This is a genomic window from Massilia niabensis (assembly GCF_042655085.1).
In the GTDB taxonomy this organism is placed as follows: domain Bacteria; phylum Pseudomonadota; class Gammaproteobacteria; order Burkholderiales; family Burkholderiaceae_D; genus Telluria; species Telluria niabensis.
Genome location: NZ_JBHSMU010000015.1, coordinates 443,615 through 463,664, shown reverse-complemented (window position 1 = coordinate 463,664; position 20,050 = coordinate 443,615). Strand labels below are relative to the sequence as shown.

The following is a 20,050-nucleotide window of genomic DNA, read 5'->3' as shown; positions in this document are numbered from 1 at the left end:
AAGCCGGGGATGGCGATGGAACAGGACCTCTTGAAGCGCGTGGAAGAAATCCAGGCGATCAGCGCGGTACCGAAAATACTGGAAACGGTGGCAGCCATGACGGGCCTGCGTTTCGTCTGCATCGCGCACGTCACCGACGAGTCGTGGACCGCCTGCGCAGTGCTCGACAAGCTCGATTTCGGCCTACAGCCCGGCGGCGAGCTGGACGTGACCACCACCTTGTGCGAAGAGGTGCGCGACTGCGGCCGCGCCGTGATCATCGACAGCGTGCATGACAGCGACCAGTACCGCGAGCACCACACGCCGCGCATCTACGGCTTCCAGAGCTATTTCTCGATCCCGATCTTCCGCAGTGACGGCCAGTATTTCGGCACCCTGTGCGGGCTCGACCCGGAACCGGCCCGCCTGTCCGACAGCGTCACCGTCTCGACCATGCACCTGTTCGCCGAGCTGGTTTCAAAACAGCTCGACGCCGACAACAAGCTCGTCACCGCCCGCGCCGACCTGCTCACAGAACGCGAAACGGCGGAACTGCGCGAGCAGTTCATCGCCGTCCTCGGCCACGACCTGCGCACGCCGCTCGGCTCGATCCTGCTCGGCACCGAAGTGCTGGCCCTGAAGCACCCCGATCCCGACACCCGTCCGGTGGTCGAGCGCATCCGCCGCAGCGCCGTGCGGATGGCCTCGCTGGTGGACGACGTGGTCGATTTCACGCGCGGCCGGATGGGTACCGGCATCGTGATGACCATGCGCGACGCCGCGGTCGACCTGACGCTGGAACAGGTGGTCGACGAGATGCGCGGCCTGTATCCGCAACGCGTGATCGAGGCCGCCATCGCGCCCGGCCTGCACCTGCACTGCGACCCCGAGCGCATCGCCCAGCTGCTGTCGAACCTGCTGAAGAACGCGCTGGTGCACGGCAGCGCCCATACGCCGGTAAGCGTCAGCGCGTCGCTCGCCGGCCGCGAGTTCGTGCTGTCGGTGATGAACGAGGGCGACGAACTGCCGCAAAGCGTGATCGCCCACCTGTTCAAGCCCTACTGGCGCGCGGCGTCCCGTTCCGGCAGCGAAGGCCTGGGACTGGGCCTGTACATCGTCGACCAGATCGCGCGCGCCCATGGGGGCACGATCGAGGTAAGTTCGAACGGCGGCACGACCGCGTTCGTGTTCCGGATGGCCGATTGTGTGGCCGCCTGACAGATTGTTGTTTATCCGCCTGCCTTGCCAACAAGGCCGGTTAATTACCGCTGGTAAATACAATTGGCTTGTGCTTTCGTTGCCCTAGCGCACATACTAGGCGTCGACGTTAACGAAAGGCAGTCCAAATGCTTCCGAACACATGTGGGAAGCAATCGGTGCGGGTTCTCCTGGCCGACCGCAGCGACGAAACACGCGACCTGTTCGCCACGCTGTTCGCCGGAATGGGCTATGAAGTCGCGACCGTGAAGTCGATCGGCGACGCCCTGTATTGCCTCCCCCAGTTCCAGCCGGATGCCGTGTTCACTGCGATCTTCCTGCCCGACGGCAGCGGATTCGACCTGTGCGCGGCACTGCGCAGGATGCCGGGAACGGCAAAGGCGCTCATCGTTGCCATCACCGGCCACCAGTCGCCGGACTCCGCCCGGCTTGCGCAGGAGGCCGGCTTCGACCATTACTTTGTCAAGCCCGTCAAGCTCGCCACCATTCTTGACACGCTGCAAGACCTTGGCGCACGCAAGCATGACACCGTGCCCGGCGATGGTCTGCAACCTCTTTCCTCGCCCCACGCCGATCAGGCTGCCTAGCTGCGATGACACGGCCCTGCCGGGCCATCCGCCATCAGCCGTCCGGTAACGACATCTGCCTCGATTGTGCGCATGTGGCGCGCTGCGGCTTGTTGCCGGCGCGACCAAGGTGGCGCAGGTCCGCGCGTGCTCGCCGCGTGACTTGTCGGCGGTATTTACACCTTCCAGCCTGAAACCGGACGACACCGGGCCTCCCCATAGGCGGGCGCGACAGTGGCATGTTTTATGCATAGCCCATCAAACTGGCGCATTTCCGTCAAATTCAGCATGAAATTCCATGCTGCAACGTCACGCTGGCGCCAATATTTGATTCTTTTGACAACGAAATCATCAAGGAGACGCATCATGGTGGATCATGCCGTACGTCGTGCCAAGTTCCGGGTAGTACTCGCCGTCGCAAGCTGTCCCCTGCTGACTGTTCTGGCCGCGCTGCCGGCCCAGGCGTCAAGTCATCGGGAAGCGCCGTTTGTCGCTACCCAGCCGAAAATTGACGGCACGGATCTGTATGCCTTCAACAGTTATGAGCGCGGCCGTTCCGGCTATGTCACCCTGATCGCGAATTACCAGCCCCTGCAAGACCCGTTCGGTGGGCCCAACTATTTCAAGATGGACCCGAACGCCATCTATGAGATCCACATCGACAACAACGGCGACGCGAAAGAAGACCTGACCTTCCAGTTCCGTTTCCAGAACGTGTTCAACCGGATCGCGCTGCCGATCGGTAACCAGAGTGTTCCCATTCCCCTGACCCAGGCAGGGCGCGTGGAGGGCCCGAATTCGCCGGCACTCAATGTCAACGAGAAATTCACCGTTACCCTGATCCGCGGCGACCGGCGCAGCGGACAGGCAGCGGCGCTGACGCGGGTGGGTACGGGCGGCACCAGTTTCGACAAGCCGGTCGATAACATCGGCACGAAAACCATCCCGCAATATGCTTCCTATGCAGCCCAGCACATCTATTCGGTCGCCATTCCCGGCTGCTCCACCCCGGGCCGCGTCTTTGCGGGACAGCGGCGCGAAGGCTTTGCTGTCAATCTCGGGGCAGTCTTCGACCTGATCAACGCACCGCTATCCGTGATTACCGACCCGAGCCTGATCAACGCGGCGCCCAACCCGCTGGCGAACAAGAACATCACCTCGCTCGCGATCGAGGTGCACAAGAGCTGCCTGCTGTCGCGCTCGACATCCGATCCGGTCATTGGCACCTGGACCACCGCCAGCATCCGCCAGAGCCAGCTGGTCAATGCGAATCCGCCGTCCGGGCACCAGACGACAATCAGCTACGGCGGCGCCTTTGTCCAGGTATCGCGTCTCGGCATGCCACTCGTGAACGAAGTCATCATCGGCCTGCCCGACAAGGATCGTTTCAACGGTTCCCTGCCGCAAAACGACGGGCAGTTTGCCACCTACGTCACCCATCCGACCCTGCCGAAACTCGTGGAGATCGCCATGGGACTGGCGCCCGGCAGCGCCGCGCCGCGCAACCTGCCGCGCCAGGACCTGGTGACCACCTTCCTGACTGGTATTGCCGGTGTCAACCGGCCGATGAATCCCGTGCCGTCCGAAATGCTGCGCCTGAACACGTCGATCCCCGCCGTGCCCTTTGCCCAGCAAAACCGGCTGGGGATCGTCGGCAACGTGCTCGCGGGCGGGTCCGACAATGCCGGTTATCCGAACGGTCGCCGTCCGAAGGACGACGTGGTCGACATTTCGCTGGTGGTCGCGCTCGGCGGCCTGTGCATGGCAAACGGGAACAACAATGCGTTCGGCTTCGGCGCCGCCTGCAATCCGTCCGCCGTGCCGCTGGGCGCCACCGCCTTCCGGCTGCACGACGCGGTCGACCAGGCGGTCCAGCCCTTCCTGGCCGGCTTCCCGTACCTGAACACGCCGCTTCCGGGTGCGCAGTAAACGCCCCCTTCACCGGAGACAACCATGCAGACACTACTTCGAACGCTGGCCGTGGCATTGGCACTTGGCACAAGCCAGGCCGCCGGCGCCGCCGTCATCAATTTCAACGATCCCGCCCTGATCGACATCGACAATGACAGCGGCCGCGCCACCTATCGGGAAAGCGGTTTTGCCCTCACGGGCGAGGCGGCCGGCTTCCTGACCATCGACGGGCTGGGCAGCGCCATGACGAGCGGCCTGGTACTGCTGGACGGCAGCACCGTCAGCCTGATGGCCGACGGCGGCGGCCCGTTCAGCTTTTCACGCCTGGTCGCCGGTCGCCTCGATGCGCAGGGCGCTGCGACGCTGAGCATCACCGGCATCTTCGGCGACGGCAGCCAGCAGAGCACGATGTATCCGCTCGCCGGGCTGGCCGCCATTGCCGTGCCCATGTGGAGTGGGCTGACGGCGCTGCGCTTCACGGCCAGCGGCGACCTCGTGATCGACGATATCGGCGTCGATGGCGCCCCCAGCGACGTGCCGGAACCGGCATCGGCCGCGCTGCTGTTGCTCGGGATCGGCGCTCTGCTGGGCGCGCGCAGGGTGAGGGCCGTACGCGCATAGCGCCGATGGAAAGCGCTGCCACATCCATTGCGGCAGCGCTGCCGCCGCGACGCCTACATCAGGTTCACCCAACTGCCCTTGTAGAGAATCGGACCGCTCGGCCCCTTCGGGTCGGGCGAGCCGCCAGCCGGCTCCAGGCTGACCGCCAGCATCGCGACCTGGTCGCCAACCGCTTCTGCGGCCAGCGGCAAGGTCAGTTCGCGGCCCTTGTCCAGCAGGCCCAGCGAGCGTGGCTGGCCGTCCCGGCCTACCGCCCACAGCTGCAAGACCTGTTGCTGCGTCAGCGGCGCGGCCGCCAGCACCCGCACCCGGAGCAGATTGCGTTCGCGGTCGGCCGTTACGACGAGCGCGGTCTGCGCCTGCTCATCCGTCAGCGTGGCGACGTCGCTCACGGCAGGCGCCTGGTCACGGTCGGCGGTCACGTTCAGCAGCAGCAGCGCGGCCACGGCCGACGATGTCAGTGCCAGGGTGCGCCAGAATGTCAGCGCGCCGTTACGCCAGGCGGCCCAGCGCCCGGCCGGACGCAGGTCGAGCCGGCGTTCGATGGCATGCCAGACCTGCGCCGGGGGCTGTTGCGCAGGCACGAACTCGGCCATCGCGCCGAGGCGCTGGTTCCATTCGTGGGTTGTGCGCCGCAGTGCCCCGTCGTCGTGCATCAGGCCCTCGAAGCGGCGCCGTGCGCCGCCCTTGAGCGTGCCGAGTACATAGGAGGCAGCCAGGCGTTCGCGCAAGACTTCATTTCCACGCAACTTCATGCGGCACCCCTTCCCTTCAGGCAGTCATGCAGGCGCGACAGGCTGCGCCGAATCCAGGTCTTGACCGTGCCCACCGGCAGGACGAGCTTCCGGGCGACGTCGGAATGCGACAGGTCGTGGAAGAACGCCAGGCCCAGCACTGTCCTGTGCTTTTCCTCCAGCGCCGACATGCAGCCGGCCAGGGCCCTGGCGTCGCTACTCATCTGCAGCGCCTCGATCGGCGTTGCCTGTGGATCCCGCATTGCCTCGAGCACGTCTGCGTCGAACGGCTCGCCGTCGATTTCGACGTCGCGCTGCGTGCGGCGCAGCAAATCGAAGGCCTTGTTGCGCACGATCGTCGTCATCCAGGTCATCGGCGCCGAAAGGCCGCTCTCGTACGTGCTTGCGCTGTGCCAGATCGCCACGAAGCTTTCCTGCAGCACCTCTTCGGCCAGCTCACGCCGGCCGAGGATGCGCAACGCCAGGCCGTACAGCCTGGGTGAACTGGCATCGTAGAGGGAGCGGAATGCGACGGTGTCGTGGTGCGCCGCAGCCTGGAGCCAAGTGCGCAGCTGTGCAGGATCGAAGGAATGAATGGTGGCAGTACTCAATACGCACCTGTCAATGAATGCATCGGTAATGGCGGTTGTGTTGTGGTGAAGCAAAGTAACACAGTCGGGTTTTGTACTGACAAAAAAATAGTGAATCCGATATGGCTTCTGCTACGTATATGACCATACGCCCCGTTGCGCAGTGAACTTTTCCTCCCTTCATTCAATCGCGCGGCAGGTCTTGTAAATACTCAGTATCATCAAATTTGCAATATTAATAAAATGAAATTAATCAGTTAACCGGAGAGTAAGATGAGACAGCTGCACAAAAAATCCCCATGGGCGACGGCAATTTTGGCAGGAACGGCGCTGATTGCGCTGTCCGCGCCGGCGAGCGCCTCGAGCCACCGCGAAGCGCCGTTTTTGACGAATGCACCAAAAGTTGACGGCACCGACTTCTACATGTTCCGCAGCTATGCGCCCGGGCGCGCCGGCTTCGTGACGATGATCGCGAACTACACCCCGTTCCAGGATCCGCAAGGCGGCCCGAACTTCTACCAGTTCGACCAGAACGCCCTGTACGAGATTCACGTCGACAACAACGGTGACGCGAAGGAAGACATCACTTTCCAGATCCGTTTCAAGAACACCTCGAAACGCACCGCGCTGAACATCGGCGGCAGGTCGGTCCTGATTCCCTTGATTAACTCGTCGACGATCAGCGGCGTCAACCCGGCGTCGCTGAACGTGCGCGAAACCTACACCATCGACATGGTGAAGGGCGACCGCCGCAGCGGCACGCGCACGCGGCTGGCCGGGGCGAACGGCGCCACCGAATTCGACAAGCCGGTCGACAATATCGGCGAGAAAGTGTTCGGGGGCGCCGGCGGCTATGAAACCTATGCCAACCAGCACATCTACGACATTGCCGTGCCCGGCTGCGGCACCGGCCGCGTCTTCGTCGGCCAGCGCAAGGAGCCGTTCTACATTGCCGTGGGCAAGATCTTCGACCTGTTCAACCTGAATCCGCTGGGCGCTGAGTCGGGCGGCAACAAGAACGACCTCGAAAACAAGAACGTCAGCTCGATCGCACTCGAATTGCCGGTCGGCTGCCTCGTGGTCGCCGGCGAGCCGGTGATCGGCGCCTACACCACGGCCAGCATGCGCCAGGCCCGCCTGATCAACCCAACCCCGGCGTCGGGCATCAACACCGCGGTCAAGGAAGGCGGCGCCTGGGCCCAGGTATCGCGCCTGGGCATGCCGCTGGTGAACGAAGTCATCATCGGCATGGACGACAAGGACCGTTTCAACGCGTCCAAGCCGACTGGCGACGTCCAGTTCCTGCCGTACGTGACGAATCCGGTGCTGCCGGCGGTCGTCGAGACGCTGTTCCCTTCGGCCAAGGCGCCGACCAACTTCCCGCGCACCGACCTGGTCACCGCCTTCCTGAAGGGCTTGCCAGGCCTGAACCAGCCGAAGAACGTGGTCGCTTCCGAAATGCTGCGCTTGAACACCGGCACCGAACCGACTCCGCAGGCATCGCAGAACCCGCTCGGCGTGGCCGCCGGCGACAACGCCGGCTTCCCGAACGGGCGCCGACCAGCCGACGACGTCACCGACGTATCGCTGCGCGTGGCGATGGGCGCGCTGTGCGTCCTGACCGGTGCCAGCGACGCGCTCGGCGTCGGTTGCAAGCCGGGCGACGCCCCGGCCGGCGCCCTGCCGCTAACCGATGGCGTGCGCAAGGACGCCAACAGCTTCAAGGGGGCTTTCCCGTACCTGAACACGCCGCTGCCGGGCAACCAGTAAGGAGACCGCCATGTCCAACCATCTCCTTACCCGCCACAAGCGCGGTCTTCTCGCCACGGCGGCGCTGTGCGGCATGCTCGCCTTGACGGCCTGCGGCGGCAGCAGCGACGACGACAAGCCGCAGCCGGCACCGCCGCCGACGGGCGGCACGCCGGCACCGCCACCGGTGGCAAGCGGCGATTCGTTCTTTGCCTACGTGATGAACATTGCCGCCAACCTGCTCGACAACAACGAGCCGGAAGCGATCGAAGGCGTGGTTGAAACCAAGCCCGAGAACACCGAGCCGCAACCGGTCGGTTAAGCGCCCCGCGCGGGACGGTTCGCCGTCCCGCGTTACCTCTCTTCTGGATTTTTCATGGTCTGCAAGATCATCATCGCCGCATTCGCCTTCGCCTGCGCCTTCGGGACCACGGGCGCGGCGCCTTATATCCCCGCCAGCGGAGCCCAGGTGCTCGAGCGCCTGCCAGGCGGCGCCGCCCCTGTGCGGCGCGACCTGCAGCGCCTGCGCACGGCCCTCGACGCCAACCCGGGCAACCTGGAGCTGGCCACGATGCTGGCCCAGCGCTACATCGAACAAAGCCGGCGCGACGGCGATCCACGCTACCTCGGCTATGCCCAGGCGGCACTCGCGCCCTGGTGGTCGCAGCCGCAACCCCCTCCGCAAGTGGCGGTGCTGCGCGCCACGCTGCGCCAGAGCACCCATCAGTTCGGCGCCGCGCTGGCCGACCTCGACCAGGTGCTGAAACAGGACAGCGGCAACAGCCAGGCCTGGCTGACGCGCGCCACCGTGCAGCTGATCACGGGCGACTTCGCCGGAGCGCGCGCCAGCTGCATGCGCCTGTATTCGCGCGCGCCCGAGCTGGTGGTGCAAACCTGCCTCTCGAACGTCGGCAGCGTCAGCGGTGCGGCAAGCGCCAGCTACGAGCGCCTGCTGCAAACCTATGCGGCGCGATCCGACAGCGCGCCGGCCATCCGCGCCTGGGTCGCCACCCTGCTCGGCGAAATGGCGGCGCGCCTGGGCCGCGGCGCAGCCGCCGACACCCACTTTCGCGAAGCCCTTGCGCTCGACCCGTCCGACAGCTACCTGCTGGCCGCGTATGCCGACTTCATGCTCGACGCCGGCCGCGCAGGCGAGGTCGTGCGCCTCCTGAAGGACAAGACAGCGGCCGACGCCCTGCTGCTGCGCCATGCCATCGCACTGAAAACGGCGCGCATGCCCGAAGCAGCCCGCGCCAGCGCAGAGCTGGCGGCGCGCTTCGACGCGGCCAGGCGCCGCCGCGACAGCGTGCACCAGCGCGAAGAAGCGCGTTATGCACTCGCGCTGCGTGGCGATGCGGCGGCTGCCGTGCGCCTGGCCAAGCTGAACTGGGCGGTGCAGAAAGAGCCGGCCGACCTGCGTATCCTGGCCGAAGCCGCCGTAGCCAGCGGCGACGCCGAGGCGCGTGCCCTGGTACGCGACTGGCTGGCACGCAGCCGGATCGAAGACGCCACCATCGCGGCGACCGTGGCGCGCCTGGAGGGCAAGGCATGATGGCGCGCTGGCTCATCCTTGCAGCCCTGCTCCTTGCGGGCGCGCTGCCGGCATACGCGCACAAGGCGAGCGACAGTTACCTCGCGCTGGACGTCAAGGAACAACGGATCGAAGGCCAGTGGGACATCGCCCTGCGCGACCTCGAGATGGCCGTCGGCATCGACGCCAACGGCGACGCCGCCCTGACCTGGGACGAAGTGCGCGCGCGCCACGCGGCGATCGCCGCCTATGCGCTGTCACGCCTGAAGCTCTCCAGCGGCGGCGAGCCTTGCCGGCTGCGCGTGAGCGAGCAGCTGGTCGACAAGCATACCGACGGCACGTATTCGGTACTGCGCCTGCAGGGCGAATGCGGGGCGCCGGTGACCGCGCTGGAAGTCGACTACAGCCTGCTGTTCGACATCGATCCCCAGCACAAGGGCCTGCTGCGGCTCACCCACGGCCCGGCCACGAGCGCCGCCATCTTCGCACCGGATGCGCGCCGGCAGACGCTGACGGTGGCCGAGCCCGCACGCTGGCGCCAGTTTGCCGACTACGTGCGCCATGGCGTCTGGCATATCTGGATCGGCTTCGACCACATTCTGTTCCTGCTGTCGCTGCTGCTGCCGGCCGTGCTGGTGCGCCGCGACGGCCAGTGGCAGGGGCGCGACACGCTCAAGGCCTCGGCCATCGACGTTCTCAAGATCGTCACCGCGTTCACGCTGGCGCACTCGCTGACCCTGAGCCTGGCCGTGCTCGGCGCGCTGTCCCTGCCCTCGCGCCTGGTCGAGTCGGCGATTGCGGCATCGGTCATCCTGGCTGCGCTGAACAACCTGTGGCCGCTGTATCACCGCTGGCGCGCACTGGTCGCCTTCGGCTTCGGCCTGATCCACGGCTTCGGCTTTGCCAGCGTGCTGGCCGACCTGGGCCTGCCGCAGGGCGCGCTGGTGCTGTCGCTGGTCGGCTTCAACGTCGGCGTCGAACTGGGCCAGCTGGCGATCGTCGCCCTGTTCCTGCCGCTGGCTTTTGCATTGCGCCGGGGCCTGTTTTACCGGCGCATGGTGATGACGGGAGGGTCGGTCTGCATCGCACTGGTGGCGCTGGTGTGGCTGGCCGAACGGGCGCTCGACCTGCAACTGATGCTGTGAGCCTGGCGGAAAGGGTGCCTTGCCGTGTCGGATTTTCTTACACCCAGGGAATCTTCTGCAGCAGCCCGCCAGGCAAGTGATTGATTCCTATAGAAAACAAAATTGCGGCACGGAATGTGCTTATCGGAAATTAGGGAAATTCCAATACTAAAAATCCGAAGGAGCCTCCATGAAAACCGTCCTGAAATCGCTCGTCGCCGCCGCCGCCTTTTGCGGCATGTCCGCCCACGCGGGCGTGATCCTGCAAGGCGATATCTCCGCCACGTCGCAGGTCAACTTCTACGAGCCGATGGGACAGTCGTTCCGGGCCGAGGATGCGAACGTCCTGTTCGCCTTCTACTACAGCCCCATGAACGTCGGCTCGCCTGCCGACACCCTGCGCCTGCGCCTGGTCGACGGCGATGGCCTGGACGGCGACACGCTGGCCAATATCGTGTTCGAGATTCCAACCGGCGTCACCGGTTTTTATGATGTCGATTTTTCGGCGGTCACTCTCACCGTCGGCAACATGTACACCGCAGTCTTGAGCATTCCCGGCACCAGCCCTTACTGGGGCGCGTCCTACTCCACCCGCAACAGCCCCTACGCCAACGGCCGTGCCTACCTGGCGGGCGAGCGCGCCGATTCGGATTACGACATGACCTTCCGCGTCACCCCGTTCGCGCAAGAGGAGCCGGTCGAGGTACCGGAGCCTGGCACCATCGCCATCCTGTCGCTGGGACTTGCGGGACTGGCGGCTGCCCGCCGCAGGAAGGCCTGAGGCCTGCCTGCCATTGCAATCATGACGGCAGGCGCGACGGCGCGCCTGCCGGGACGACCCTGCCTGCCAGCTCGCCCGGCACTCTTCCAACGCATTTGCAACCAAGCGACCAGCCAACCGCCATCGGTTGCGGTCGGCTTCGCACGCCCCTCGCGACCATTACCAGGAGAAGCATTGATTCGCCTTGACCCCAGCATTCCTGCTACCCGCCTGCAGCGCATCGCCCTGTCCCTGCTGCTCGCCGCCATGGCGCCGGCCTTTGCCGCGACGAGCGACGAAATCGCCCGCATCGAGCGCGGCCTGCGTCAGCCGGTTGCGCTGGCCAGCCAGGCGGCGACGCGCACCCTGGCCGATGAAATGCGCCGGCTGAACGTGCCGGGCGTGAGCATCGCCGTCATCCGCGGCGGCAAGATCGCCTGGGCGCAGGGCTTTGGCGTGACCCATATCGGCGGCCCGGCGGTGACGGCCGACACGCTGTTCCAGGCAGCCTCGATCAGCAAACCGGTGGCGGCCATGGCCGCGTTGCGCCTGGCCCAGGAAGGCAAGCTCGATCTCGACGCCGACGTCAACACCATCCTGACCAGCTGGAAGCTGCCTCCCGCCTCGACCGGCGAGGCGAAAACCAGCCTGCGCCAGCTGCTGTCGCATACCGGCGGCACGAGCGTATCGGGCTTCCGCGGCTACGCTGCCGACCAAGCGGTCCCGACCCTGGTGCAGGTGCTCGACGGAGCCGCGCCCGCGAACTCGCAACCGGTGCGCGTCGAAGCCGCGCCAGGCAGCACCTTCAGCTATTCCGGCGGCGGCTACAGCATCGTCCAGCAGGCGCTGATCGACCGCGCGCAGCAGCCGTTCGATGCGCTCCTTGCTAATACGGTCCTCAAACCGATTGGCATGAAGGACAGCAGCTTCGCCCAGCCGCTGCCGGCCGCCCTGCTGGCGCGCGCCGCACTGCCGCACGACGCCACTGGCAAGCCGTATGCCGGTGGTCCCTACACTTATCCGGAGCTGGCCGCGGCCGGCCTGTGGACGACGCCGACGGATCTCGCCCGCTTTGCCATCGACCTGCAGCGCAGCGCGAGCGGCGGCAAGGGGGTGCTGTCGCCCTCGATGGCGCGCACCATGCTGCAGCCGGTGAAGAAGGGCTACGGCCTTGGGACAATGGTCGAGGGCGCCGGCGTGGCGTCGGGCTTTGGCCACACCGGCAGCAACATGGGCTACCAGAACACGCTGTTCGCTTATGCCGGTGCAGATAAAGGCGGCGACGGCGTGGTCGTCATGACCAACAGCGCGAATGGCGGCGAGCTCGCCGGCGCGATCGTGCGCGCCGTCGCGTTCGAGTACAAGTGGCCAAGCCGCCAGCCGAGGCTGCGCGAAGCCATCGCCCTGCCGGAAGCGGCCCAGGACAAGCTCGTTGGGCGCTATGTCGCCCGCGGCTTGGGCGAGTTCACCATCGAGCGCCGCGACGGCCGCTTGATGGTCACCCCGCCCGGCGGCCGCATCGAGCCCTTGCATGCCGAGTCGCCGACGGTACTGTTCGTGCTGGCGCCGGACCTCGAATTGCGCATGGAAGGCGATGGCGGGCGCATCCTGGCCGGTTCGCGCGAGGTTCCATTCACCCGCGCCCAGTAGCGCACAGCAGGCCCAGCGCGGCCCCTGTGGGCCCGCCGCGTCAGACGCTCCGGATATGCACCATGTATCAGCTTTTTTACAAATCCGGCGAAGTCTTGCCGGAAAGTTACCATTAAAATAGTTTCTCCTATTCCATCTATAAAAACAGGGGAAACATGATACGTTTGCCAATCGCTCTGGCGGGGCTGTGCCTTACCGTGTCCGCTTTCGCGGCCGATCCGTTCGATGACAAATTCCGCCAGCTCGACGAGCTCCTGCCGACCGCGACGACCATCCGCACCGCCTCCGGCGCCCCTGGCCACGCCTACTGGCAGCAGCGCGCCGACTACACGATCCGCGCCACGCTCGACGAAGCCGCCCGCGCGATCCGCGGCGCCGAGACGATCACGTATCACAACAACTCCCCGGATACGCTCAATTACCTCTGGCTGCAGCTGGACCAGAACATCTACCGCGCCAATTCGGACGCGCGCATGTCGGCCACGGCGGTCTCGCGCGAGGCCTGGGCCAAGCCGCGCAGCCCGGAAGAAGGCATGAAGTTCGATGCCATGCGCACCACGCTGGAAAGCTTGACCTTCGACGGTGGCTTCAACATCACCTCGGTGAAGGCGAATGGCCGCAACCTGCCCCACGTGATCAACCGCACGATGATGCGCATCGACCTGCCGCAGCCCCTGAAACCGGGCCAGCGCTTCTCGTTCGCAGTCGAATGGAACTACAAGATCAACGAGCAAAAGGTGCTCGGCGGGCGTTCGGGTTACGAGAAATTCGACGACAAGAACGACCTGTTCGAGATCGCCCAGTGGTTCCCGCGCATGGCGGCCTACTACGACGCCTATGGCTGGCAGCACAAGCAGTTCCTCGGCGCCGGCGAGTTCACGCTCGAATTCGGTGACTACGACGTCGAGATCACGGTGCCGTCGGACCACATCGTGGCCTCGACCGGCGAATTGCAGAACCCGGGTTCCGTGCTCACTGCCACCCAGCGCGAGCGCCTGGCGCGCGCGAAGACCGCCAAAAAGCCGGTGATCATCGTCACCCAGGCGGAAGCCGAAGCGGCCGAGAAACAACGTGCCACGACCAGCAAGACCTGGCACTTCAAGGCGAAGAACGTGCGCGACTTCGCGTTCGCCTCGAGCCGCAAGTTCATCTGGGACGCCCAGGGCATGAAGAGCGGCAACCAGGACGTGATGGCGATGTCCTACTACCCGAAGGAAGGCAATCCGCTGTGGGAGCGCTACTCGACCCAGGCGATCGTGCACACCATCGAGCAGTACAACAAGTACTCGTTCGACTATCCGTACCCGACCTCGATTTCCGTGAACGGCCCGGTGGGCGGCATGGAATACCCGATGATCACCTTCAACGGCCCGCGTCCGACCAAGGACAAGAAGACCGGCGAGCTGACCTACTCGAAGCGCACCAAATATGGCCTGATCGGCGTGATCATCCACGAAGTCGGCCACAACTACTTCCCGATGATCGTCAACTCGGACGAGCGCCAGTGGACCTGGATGGACGAGGGCCTGAACTCGTTCGTGCAGACCCTCGCGCAGGAAGCATGGGAAGAGCAGTGGCCGGAAATGCGCGGCGAGCCGCGCCTGATCACCGACTACATGAAGAGCCGCAACCAGGTGCCGATCATGACCAACTCCGAGTCGCTGCTGCAGTTCGGGGCCAATGCCTACGCCAAGCCGGCCGCCGCCTTGACCGTGCTGCGCGAGACGGTGCTGGGCCGCGACCTGTTCGATTTCGCCTTCCGCGAATATTCGCAGCGCTGGAAGTTCAAGCGCCCGACCCCGGCCGACTTCTTCCGCACCATGGAAGACGCCTCGGGCACCGACCTCGACTGGTTCTGGCGCGGCTGGTTCTACACGACCGACGCGGTGGACGTGAGCATCGACGGCATCAGTGAATACACGGTCAGCAGCCAGAATCCGGAAATCGAAAAGGCCTGGCGCCGCAAGCTGAAACAGGCCGAACCGATCTCGCTGACCGACCAGCGCAACAAGGGCATGCCGCGCCGCGTCGATGCGCACCCGGAACTGAAAGACTTCTACAACGAACATGACGAGTTCACGGTCACGAACGCCGACCGCAACAAGTTCAACGAGTCGCAGGAGAAGCTGGAAGACTGGGAAAAGGCGCTGCTGGCGTCGGGCAAACACCTGTACCTGGTCGACTTCACCAACATTGGAGGCCTGGTGACGCCGCTGGTGCTCGAGATCACGCTCCAGAGCGGCAAGAAGTATGTCGAGCGCATCCCGGCCGAAGTGTGGCGCTACTCGCCGAAGAAGATCACGAAGCTGATCGTCACCGACGAGCCGCTGGTCGGCCTGACCCAGGACCCGTACTGGGAAACGGCCGACATCGACCAGAACAACAACGCCTGGCCACGCAAGCTGACCCCATCGCGCCTGGAACTGTTCAAGACCGAGCGTGGCGGCGACGACCTGATGAAGGACTTCAATACCAAGTTGAAGACCAAGGAAGAGAAGGCGGCAACCGGCGAGGAAGCGAAGAAGGAGACGGTGCCGGCGGTGCAGTGATTCAGTTGGCAAGACCATTGAGCCGGTGGCCGCGTCACAAGCGCGGCTACCGGTTTGTTTCATTCAGAACTATCAGATACCCATGAAAATGAAGCACCTCGCGCGCACGGTCGCGCTGACCCTGGCCCTGTCCGCCGGCGCCAGCGCCGCCGACAAATTCGACGACAAATTCCGCCAGCTCGACGAGCTGCTGCCAACGCCTACCAGCACCCGCACCGCCTCGGGCGCGCCGGGGCACGCCTACTGGCAGCAGCGCGCCGACTACAAGCTGCGCGCCACGCTTGACGAAGCGAAGCGCGCCATCACGGGCGCGGGCACCATCACCTACCATAACAATTCGCCCGACACCCTCGCCTACCTGTGGGTGCAGCTCGACCAGAACATGTTCCGGGCCGACTCGGACAACCGCAACATCTCGACCATCCCCTCGCGCGAGGCCTGGCAACAAACCGGCGCGGCAGGCGTGAAGTTCGACGCCATCCGCGCCAACTTCGAGAGCCGTGCCTTTGCCGGCGGTTTCGACATCAAGAGCGTGAAAGGCGCGGACGGCCGCCCGCTGCATCACGTCATCAACCGCACGATGATGCGCATCGACCTGCCGCAGCCCCTGAAGCCGGGCCAGCGCGTCTCGTTCGCGCTCGAGTGGAGCTTCAACATCCCCGAGGCGAACATCGTCGGCCGCCGCATGGGCTACGAGCGCTTCAAGGATGAAAAAACCGGGGAAGACAAGAACGATATCTTCGAGATCGCCCAGTTCTTCCCGCGCATGGCCGCCTACTACGACGTGGCCGGCTGGCAGAACAAGCAGTACCTGGGCGACGGCGAATTCACGCTCGAATTCGGCGACTACGATGTCGAGATCACGGTTCCGGGCGACCACATCGTGGCCTCCACCGGCGAACTGCAAAACCCGGGCGAAGTGCTGACCAACGCCCAGCGCGAACGCCTGCGGGCAGCGCGTACGGCAAAGAAGCCGGTGATCATCGTCACCCAGGCGGAAGCCGAAGCGGCCGAGAAGAAGCGCGCAACAACCATGAAAACCTGGCGCTTCAACGCGAAGAATGTCCGCGATTTCGCCTTTGCCAGCAGCCGCAAGTTCATCTGGGACGCCCAGGGCGTCAAGAGCGGCAACGACACCGTGATGGCGATGTCCTACTACCCGAAGGAAGGCAACCCGCTGTGGGAGCGCTACTCGACCCAGGCGGTCGTGCACACCATCGAGCAGTACAACAAGTACTCGTTCGACTACCCGTATCCGGCCGCGATCTCGGTGAACGGCCCGGTCGGCGGCATGGAATACCCGATGATCTCGTTCAACGGTCCGCGTCCGACCAAGGACAAGAAGACTGGCGAACTGACCTATCCGAAGGCGACCAAATATGGCCTGATCAGCGTGATCATCCACGAAGTCGGCCACAATTATTACCCGATGATCGTCAACTCGGACGAGCGCCAGTGGACCTGGATGGACGAGGGCCTGAACAGCTTCCTTCAATTCCTCGCCGAGCAGGCCTGGGAAGAAAACTATCCGGCCCGCCGCGGCGAGCCGCGCGCGATCGTCGACTACATGAAGAGCCGTAACCAGACGCCGATCATGACCAATTCGGAGTCGGTGCTGCAGCGCGGCCCGAACGCCTACGGCAAGCCGGCCACCGCCCTGAACGTGCTGCGCGAGACGGTGCTGGGGCGCGACCTGTTCGACTTCGCTTTCAAGGAATACGGCCGCCGCTGGAAGTTCAAGCGTCCGACACCGGCGGACCTGTTCCGCACGATGGAAGACGCCTCAGGCACCGACCTCGACTGGTTCTGGCGCGGCTGGTTCTACACGACCGACGCGGTGGACGTGAGCATCGACGGCATCAGCGAGTACACGGTCAGCAGCCAGAATCCGGAAATCGAAAAGGCATGGCGCCGCAAGCTGAAACAGGCCGAACCGATCTCGCTGACCGACCAGCGCAACAAGGGCATGCCGCGCCGCGTCGACGCCCACCCCGAGCTGAAGGATTTCTATAACGAGCACGACGAGTTCACGGTCACGAACGCCGACCGCAACAAGTTCAACGAGTCGCAGGAGAAGCTGGAAGACTGGGAAAAGGCGCTGCTGGCGTCGGGCAAGCATTTGTACCTGGTCGACTTCACCAACATCGGCGGACTGGTGACGCCGCTGGTGCTGGAACTGCAGCTCCAGAGCGGCAAGAAGACCATCGAGCGCATCCCGGCCGAAGTATGGCGCTATTCGCCCACCAAAATCACCAAGCTGATCGTCACCGACGAGCCGCTGGTTGGCCTGACGCAGGACCCGTACTGGGAGACGGCCGACATCAACGTCGACAACAACGCCTGGCCGCGCAAGGTAACGCCGTCGCGCCTGGAGCTGTTCAAGACCCAGCCGCCGGGCAACGACATGATGAAGGACTTCAGTACGCCCTTGAAGAAGCCGGAAGCAAAGCTTGATGCAGCGGCGCCGAAGGCGGTCCCATGAAGCGCTTCCGGGTGGCGCTCGCCGCTGCGCTGCTGCTCGTCAGCAGTGCGGTGTCGGCGCACCGCTTCCATGCAGGCATTGCCGACATCTCGTTCAACGTGCGCACCGGCAGTACCGAGATCGTGCACACCTACATGGCGCACGACATCGAGGCGCTGCTGGCCAACCTGTATGGGCGCCAGTTCGATCTGACCGACCCGGAAGACCAGGAAGTGCTGCGCAAGTATGTCCAGCCGCGCTTCCGGCTGCAGGGACAGGACAAGGCAGCGTTGAAGACCCGCTGGGTCGGGGTGACGATCGACCCGACCAATGTGACGATCTACCAGGAAGTCGAGCAGACCCCCGTGTGGAAGGTGGGCGCCGTGCACAACAAGGTGCTGGTAGACTTCCTGCCGGACCAGGTCAACACCGTCAACCTAAACGACGGCAACGCCGTCCGCACCCTGACCTTCGATCGTAATAACGCCGAACTGCCGGCGCGCTGAAAGAATTCATGTCCCTGATCCGACCGCTGCCCTGCGCACTCGCCGTCCTGTTTTGCTTCCCCGTTCATGCCGACGACCTTGTGCTGCAGAGGGTACTGGTGGAGGGCTCGCGCCTGAGCCAGCTCGGCCTGGCCGAGTCGGCCGGGGCCGGCGGCGTCGGCCAGAAGGAGCTCGCCGCGCGCACCACTTACCGCCCCGGCGAAATGCTCGAAGCAATGCCGGGCCTGATCGCCAGCCAGCACAGCGGAGAAGGCAAGGCCAACCAGTTCTACCTGCGCGGCTTCAACCTCGACCACGGCACCGACCTCGCCACCTGGGTTGACGGCATGCCAGTGAACCAGCGCAGCCACGCGCACGGCCAGGGCTGGACCGACGTCAACTTCGTGATTCCGGAAATCGTCGGCCGCCTCGACTACCGCAAGGGTCCTTACGCTTCGCATGACGGCGACTTCGCATCAGCCGGCAGCGCCGAGATCAGCTACGCCAACCGCCTGGTCAAGAATATCGGCAGCATCACCGCCGGGGAGAACGGTTTTGCCCGCGCACTGCTCGCCGGCTCGCCCGACGTGGCCGGCGGCACCCTGCTGTACGCGCTGGAAGGGATGCGCAACGACGGCCCCTGGACGCGGCCCGACGACTATCGCAAGCTCAACGGCGTGCTGCGCTACAGCCGCGGCTATGCCAACAATGGCTGGAACGTGACGGCGATGGCCTACCGCGGCCGCTGGAATGCCACCGACCAGATCCCGCTACGGGCTGTCGAAGCTGGTTCGCTCGGCCGCTTCGACGCGATCGACGACACCGACGGCGGCAGCGCGCGCCGCTACAGCCTGTCCGGCGCCTGGCGCCGCACCGGTGCCGATTCCGCCTCGAAGCTCAGCGCCTACGTCATCCGCAACCAACTCGATCTATTCTCGAACTTCACCTACTTCATGGTGGACCCGGTCAACGGCGACCAATTCGCCCAGCCGGACCGGCGCGTGACGAGCGGCCTGGACGCCGCCCACACCCTGCATTTGCACCGCGGCGAGACGATGGCCTCCGACCTGACGTTCGGCGCGCGCCTCCAGAACGACAACATTTTCAACGCGCTGCGCAACACGCGGGCGCGCCAGACGTTGTCCACCACACGCGAAGACCACATCGTCGAGACCAGCGGCGGTCTGTTCGTGGAAAGCGTCACGCGCTGGAACAAGGTCGTGCGCACCGTGCTTGGGGCCCGCGCCGACCGCTTTCGCTTCGACGTGAAGAGCGACCTGGCGGCCAACTCCGGCCGCGCCTACGATACCCAGGTCAGCCCGTCGTTCAGCCTGATCGTGGCGCCGCTGGCCTCGACCGAGTTCTACCTGAACTACGGCCACGGCTTCCACAGCAACGATGCGCGCGGCACGGTAGCGGCAATCGATCCGGCGACGCTGGACCCGCTGGAACGCGCGCCGGGCCTGGTGCGCTCACGCGGGATGGAAGCCGGCCTGCGAACCGAGGCTATCCCCAAAATGCAGACGGCGGTGGCGCTGTACCGGCTCGACTTCGACTCCGAACTGACCTATATCGGCGACGCCGGCATGACCGAGGCCGGCGACGCCAGCCGCCGTTACGGCATCGAGTTCTCGAATTACTGGCGGCCCCTGAAATGGCTGTCGGTCGACTTCGACGCGGCGTTTGCGCGTGCGCGTTCGGCCGGTAAACGGATTCCGGGCGCCGTTGAAGGCGTGGGCCAGCTTGCGCTGACCGTCGACAAGGTCGGCCCATGGTCGGGCGCCCTGCGCCTGCGCTATTTCGGCCCGCGCCCGCTGATCGAGGACAACAGCGTGCGCTCGCAGGCCAGCACCACGCTCAACGGGCGGATCGGCTACCGGATCGGCAAGGACATGCAGGTCGAGGTCGAGGCCTTCAATCTCGCCAACCGGCGCGATTCGGCCATCGACTATTACTATGCCTCGCAACTGGCCGGCGAAGCGACGCCGCGCGAGGACATCCACTTCCACCCGATCGAGCCGCGGTCGCTGCGGGTCAGCCTCACTAAAACCTGGTAGGCGCAGGAACTTGGGGCGGGGTGTCTGTAAAACGTCTGGCAGACGTTCTACATGTACCGCTGCTG

At 65.0% G+C, this 20,050-nt stretch carries 17 protein-coding genes; 14 read left to right on the top strand and 3 right to left on the bottom strand.

Features of this window, described 5'->3' with window-relative positions:
• The first annotated feature begins 15 nt into the window (after nt 1-15).
• Both ACFPN5_RS16555 and ACFPN5_RS16550 read left to right on the top strand, forming a co-directional pair.
• The gene (locus tag ACFPN5_RS16555; protein WP_379784870.1) at nt 16-1,197 is read left to right on the top strand and encodes a GAF domain-containing sensor histidine kinase; all 1,182 of its coding nucleotides are present in this window, start codon (nt 16-18) and stop codon (nt 1,195-1,197) included.
• Between the two features lie 128 nt (nt 1,198-1,325).
• On the top strand, nt 1,326-1,784 hold the full coding sequence (locus ACFPN5_RS16550; protein ID WP_379784869.1) for a response regulator: 459 nt from the start codon (nt 1,326-1,328) through the stop codon (nt 1,782-1,784).
• A 155-nt stretch (nt 1,785-1,939) separates the two neighbouring features.
• Here ACFPN5_RS16550 and ACFPN5_RS16545 read toward each other — a convergent pair whose 3' ends face one another.
• The gene (locus ACFPN5_RS16545; protein WP_379784868.1) at nt 1,940-2,131 is read right to left on the bottom strand and encodes a hypothetical protein; all 192 of its coding nucleotides are present in this window, start codon (nt 2,129-2,131) and stop codon (nt 1,940-1,942) included.
• Here ACFPN5_RS16545 and ACFPN5_RS16540 point away from each other — a divergent pair.
• Both ACFPN5_RS16540 and ACFPN5_RS16535 read left to right on the top strand, forming a co-directional pair.
• Nucleotides 2,130-3,692, top strand: coding sequence for a DUF4331 domain-containing protein (locus tag ACFPN5_RS16540; protein ID WP_379784867.1), 1,563 nt, complete (start codon nt 2,130-2,132; stop codon nt 3,690-3,692). The genes ACFPN5_RS16545 and ACFPN5_RS16540 overlap by 2 nt on opposite strands.
• Before the next feature lie 24 nt (nt 3,693-3,716).
• Complete coding sequence (locus tag ACFPN5_RS16535; protein ID WP_379784866.1) at nt 3,717-4,295, top strand: PEP-CTERM sorting domain-containing protein; 579 nt, start codon at nt 3,717-3,719, stop codon at nt 4,293-4,295.
• Nucleotides 4,296-4,348: 53 nt separating this feature from the next.
• Here the strand turns inward: ACFPN5_RS16535 and ACFPN5_RS16530 are convergent, their stop codons facing one another.
• Both ACFPN5_RS16530 and ACFPN5_RS16525 read right to left on the bottom strand, forming a co-directional pair.
• Complete coding sequence (locus ACFPN5_RS16530) at nt 4,349-5,050, bottom strand: anti-sigma factor (RefSeq protein WP_379784865.1); 702 nt, start codon at nt 5,048-5,050, stop codon at nt 4,349-4,351.
• Complete coding sequence (locus tag ACFPN5_RS16525; RefSeq protein ID WP_379784864.1) at nt 5,047-5,640, bottom strand: RNA polymerase sigma factor; 594 nt, start codon at nt 5,638-5,640, stop codon at nt 5,047-5,049. The genes ACFPN5_RS16530 and ACFPN5_RS16525 overlap by 4 nt, the downstream gene beginning before the upstream one ends.
• A gap of 252 nt (nt 5,641-5,892) precedes the next feature.
• Between ACFPN5_RS16525 and ACFPN5_RS16520 the strand changes: the two genes are divergently transcribed.
• The 10 genes from ACFPN5_RS16520 to ACFPN5_RS16475 all read left to right on the top strand — a co-directional run bounded on the left by ACFPN5_RS16520 (nt 5,893) and on the right by ACFPN5_RS16475 (nt 19,985).
• Complete coding sequence (locus ACFPN5_RS16520) at nt 5,893-7,389, top strand: DUF4331 domain-containing protein (RefSeq protein WP_379784863.1); 1,497 nt, start codon at nt 5,893-5,895, stop codon at nt 7,387-7,389.
• A 10-nt stretch (nt 7,390-7,399) separates the two neighbouring features.
• A complete protein-coding gene (locus tag ACFPN5_RS16515) occupies nt 7,400-7,690 on the top strand; it encodes a hypothetical protein (RefSeq protein WP_379784862.1) in 291 nt (96 codons plus the stop codon).
• Nucleotides 7,691-7,744: 54 nt separating this feature from the next.
• Entirely contained in the window at nt 7,745-8,920 is a 1,176-nt protein-coding gene (locus tag ACFPN5_RS16510; protein WP_379784861.1) for a tetratricopeptide repeat protein, read from the top strand.
• A complete protein-coding gene (locus ACFPN5_RS16505) occupies nt 8,917-10,044 on the top strand; it encodes a HupE/UreJ family protein (RefSeq protein WP_379784859.1) in 1,128 nt (375 codons plus the stop codon). The genes ACFPN5_RS16510 and ACFPN5_RS16505 overlap by 4 nt, the downstream gene beginning before the upstream one ends.
• A 169-nt stretch (nt 10,045-10,213) precedes the next feature.
• Entirely contained in the window at nt 10,214-10,804 is a 591-nt protein-coding gene (locus ACFPN5_RS16500) for a PEP-CTERM sorting domain-containing protein (RefSeq protein ID WP_379784857.1), read from the top strand.
• A gap of 174 nt (nt 10,805-10,978) precedes the next feature.
• Entirely contained in the window at nt 10,979-12,433 is a 1,455-nt protein-coding gene (locus tag ACFPN5_RS16495; RefSeq protein ID WP_379784856.1) for a serine hydrolase domain-containing protein, read from the top strand.
• A 155-nt stretch (nt 12,434-12,588) separates the two neighbouring features.
• On the top strand, nt 12,589-14,982 hold the full coding sequence (locus tag ACFPN5_RS16490; protein ID WP_379784855.1) for a M1 family metallopeptidase: 2,394 nt from the start codon (nt 12,589-12,591) through the stop codon (nt 14,980-14,982).
• Between the two features lie 82 nt (nt 14,983-15,064).
• Nucleotides 15,065-17,464 (top strand): M1 family metallopeptidase, encoded by a 2,400-nt coding sequence (locus ACFPN5_RS16485; RefSeq protein ID WP_379784854.1) that lies wholly within the window; start codon nt 15,065-15,067, stop codon nt 17,462-17,464.
• Nucleotides 17,461-17,949 carry a DUF6702 family protein gene (locus ACFPN5_RS16480; RefSeq protein WP_379784853.1) on the top strand — a complete coding sequence of 163 codons (489 nt, stop codon included), beginning with the start codon at nt 17,461-17,463 and terminating at the stop codon, nt 17,947-17,949. The genes ACFPN5_RS16485 and ACFPN5_RS16480 overlap by 4 nt, the downstream gene beginning before the upstream one ends.
• An 8-nt stretch (nt 17,950-17,957) precedes the next feature.
• Nucleotides 17,958-19,985: a TonB-dependent receptor gene (locus ACFPN5_RS16475; protein WP_379784852.1), complete on the top strand. Its 2,028-nt coding sequence runs from the start codon at nt 17,958-17,960 to the stop codon at nt 19,983-19,985.
• The last annotated feature ends 65 nt before the right edge of the window (nt 19,986-20,050 follow it).

Excerpts from the sequence above, each read along its gene's own strand:
- ACFPN5_RS16485 (WP_379784854.1), top strand. The coding sequence starts at position 15,065 with ATGAAAATGAAGCACCTCGCGCGCACGGTCGCGCTGACCCTGGCCCTG.
- ACFPN5_RS16510 (WP_379784861.1), top strand. The coding sequence starts at position 7,745 with ATGGTCTGCAAGATCATCATCGCCGCATTCGCCTTCGCCTGCGCCTTC.
- ACFPN5_RS16475 (WP_379784852.1), top strand. The coding sequence starts at position 17,958 with ATGTCCCTGATCCGACCGCTGCCCTGCGCACTCGCCGTCCTGTTTTGC.
- ACFPN5_RS16520 (WP_379784863.1), top strand. The coding sequence starts at position 5,893 with ATGAGACAGCTGCACAAAAAATCCCCATGGGCGACGGCAATTTTGGCA.
- ACFPN5_RS16480 (WP_379784853.1), top strand. The coding sequence starts at position 17,461 with ATGAAGCGCTTCCGGGTGGCGCTCGCCGCTGCGCTGCTGCTCGTCAGC.
- ACFPN5_RS16490 (WP_379784855.1), top strand. The coding sequence starts at position 12,589 with ATGATACGTTTGCCAATCGCTCTGGCGGGGCTGTGCCTTACCGTGTCC.
- ACFPN5_RS16530 (WP_379784865.1), bottom strand. The coding sequence starts at position 5,050 with ATGAAGTTGCGTGGAAATGAAGTCTTGCGCGAACGCCTGGCTGCCTCC.
- ACFPN5_RS16500 (WP_379784857.1), top strand. The coding sequence starts at position 10,214 with ATGAAAACCGTCCTGAAATCGCTCGTCGCCGCCGCCGCCTTTTGCGGC.
- ACFPN5_RS16545 (WP_379784868.1), bottom strand. The coding sequence starts at position 2,131 with ATGATGCGTCTCCTTGATGATTTCGTTGTCAAAAGAATCAAATATTGG.
- ACFPN5_RS16540 (WP_379784867.1), top strand. The coding sequence starts at position 2,130 with ATGGTGGATCATGCCGTACGTCGTGCCAAGTTCCGGGTAGTACTCGCC.
- ACFPN5_RS16550 (WP_379784869.1), top strand. The coding sequence starts at position 1,326 with ATGCTTCCGAACACATGTGGGAAGCAATCGGTGCGGGTTCTCCTGGCC.
- ACFPN5_RS16505 (WP_379784859.1), top strand. The coding sequence starts at position 8,917 with ATGATGGCGCGCTGGCTCATCCTTGCAGCCCTGCTCCTTGCGGGCGCG.
- ACFPN5_RS16515 (WP_379784862.1), top strand. The coding sequence starts at position 7,400 with ATGTCCAACCATCTCCTTACCCGCCACAAGCGCGGTCTTCTCGCCACG.
- ACFPN5_RS16535 (WP_379784866.1), top strand. The coding sequence starts at position 3,717 with ATGCAGACACTACTTCGAACGCTGGCCGTGGCATTGGCACTTGGCACA.
- ACFPN5_RS16555 (WP_379784870.1), top strand. The coding sequence starts at position 16 with ATGGAACAGGACCTCTTGAAGCGCGTGGAAGAAATCCAGGCGATCAGC.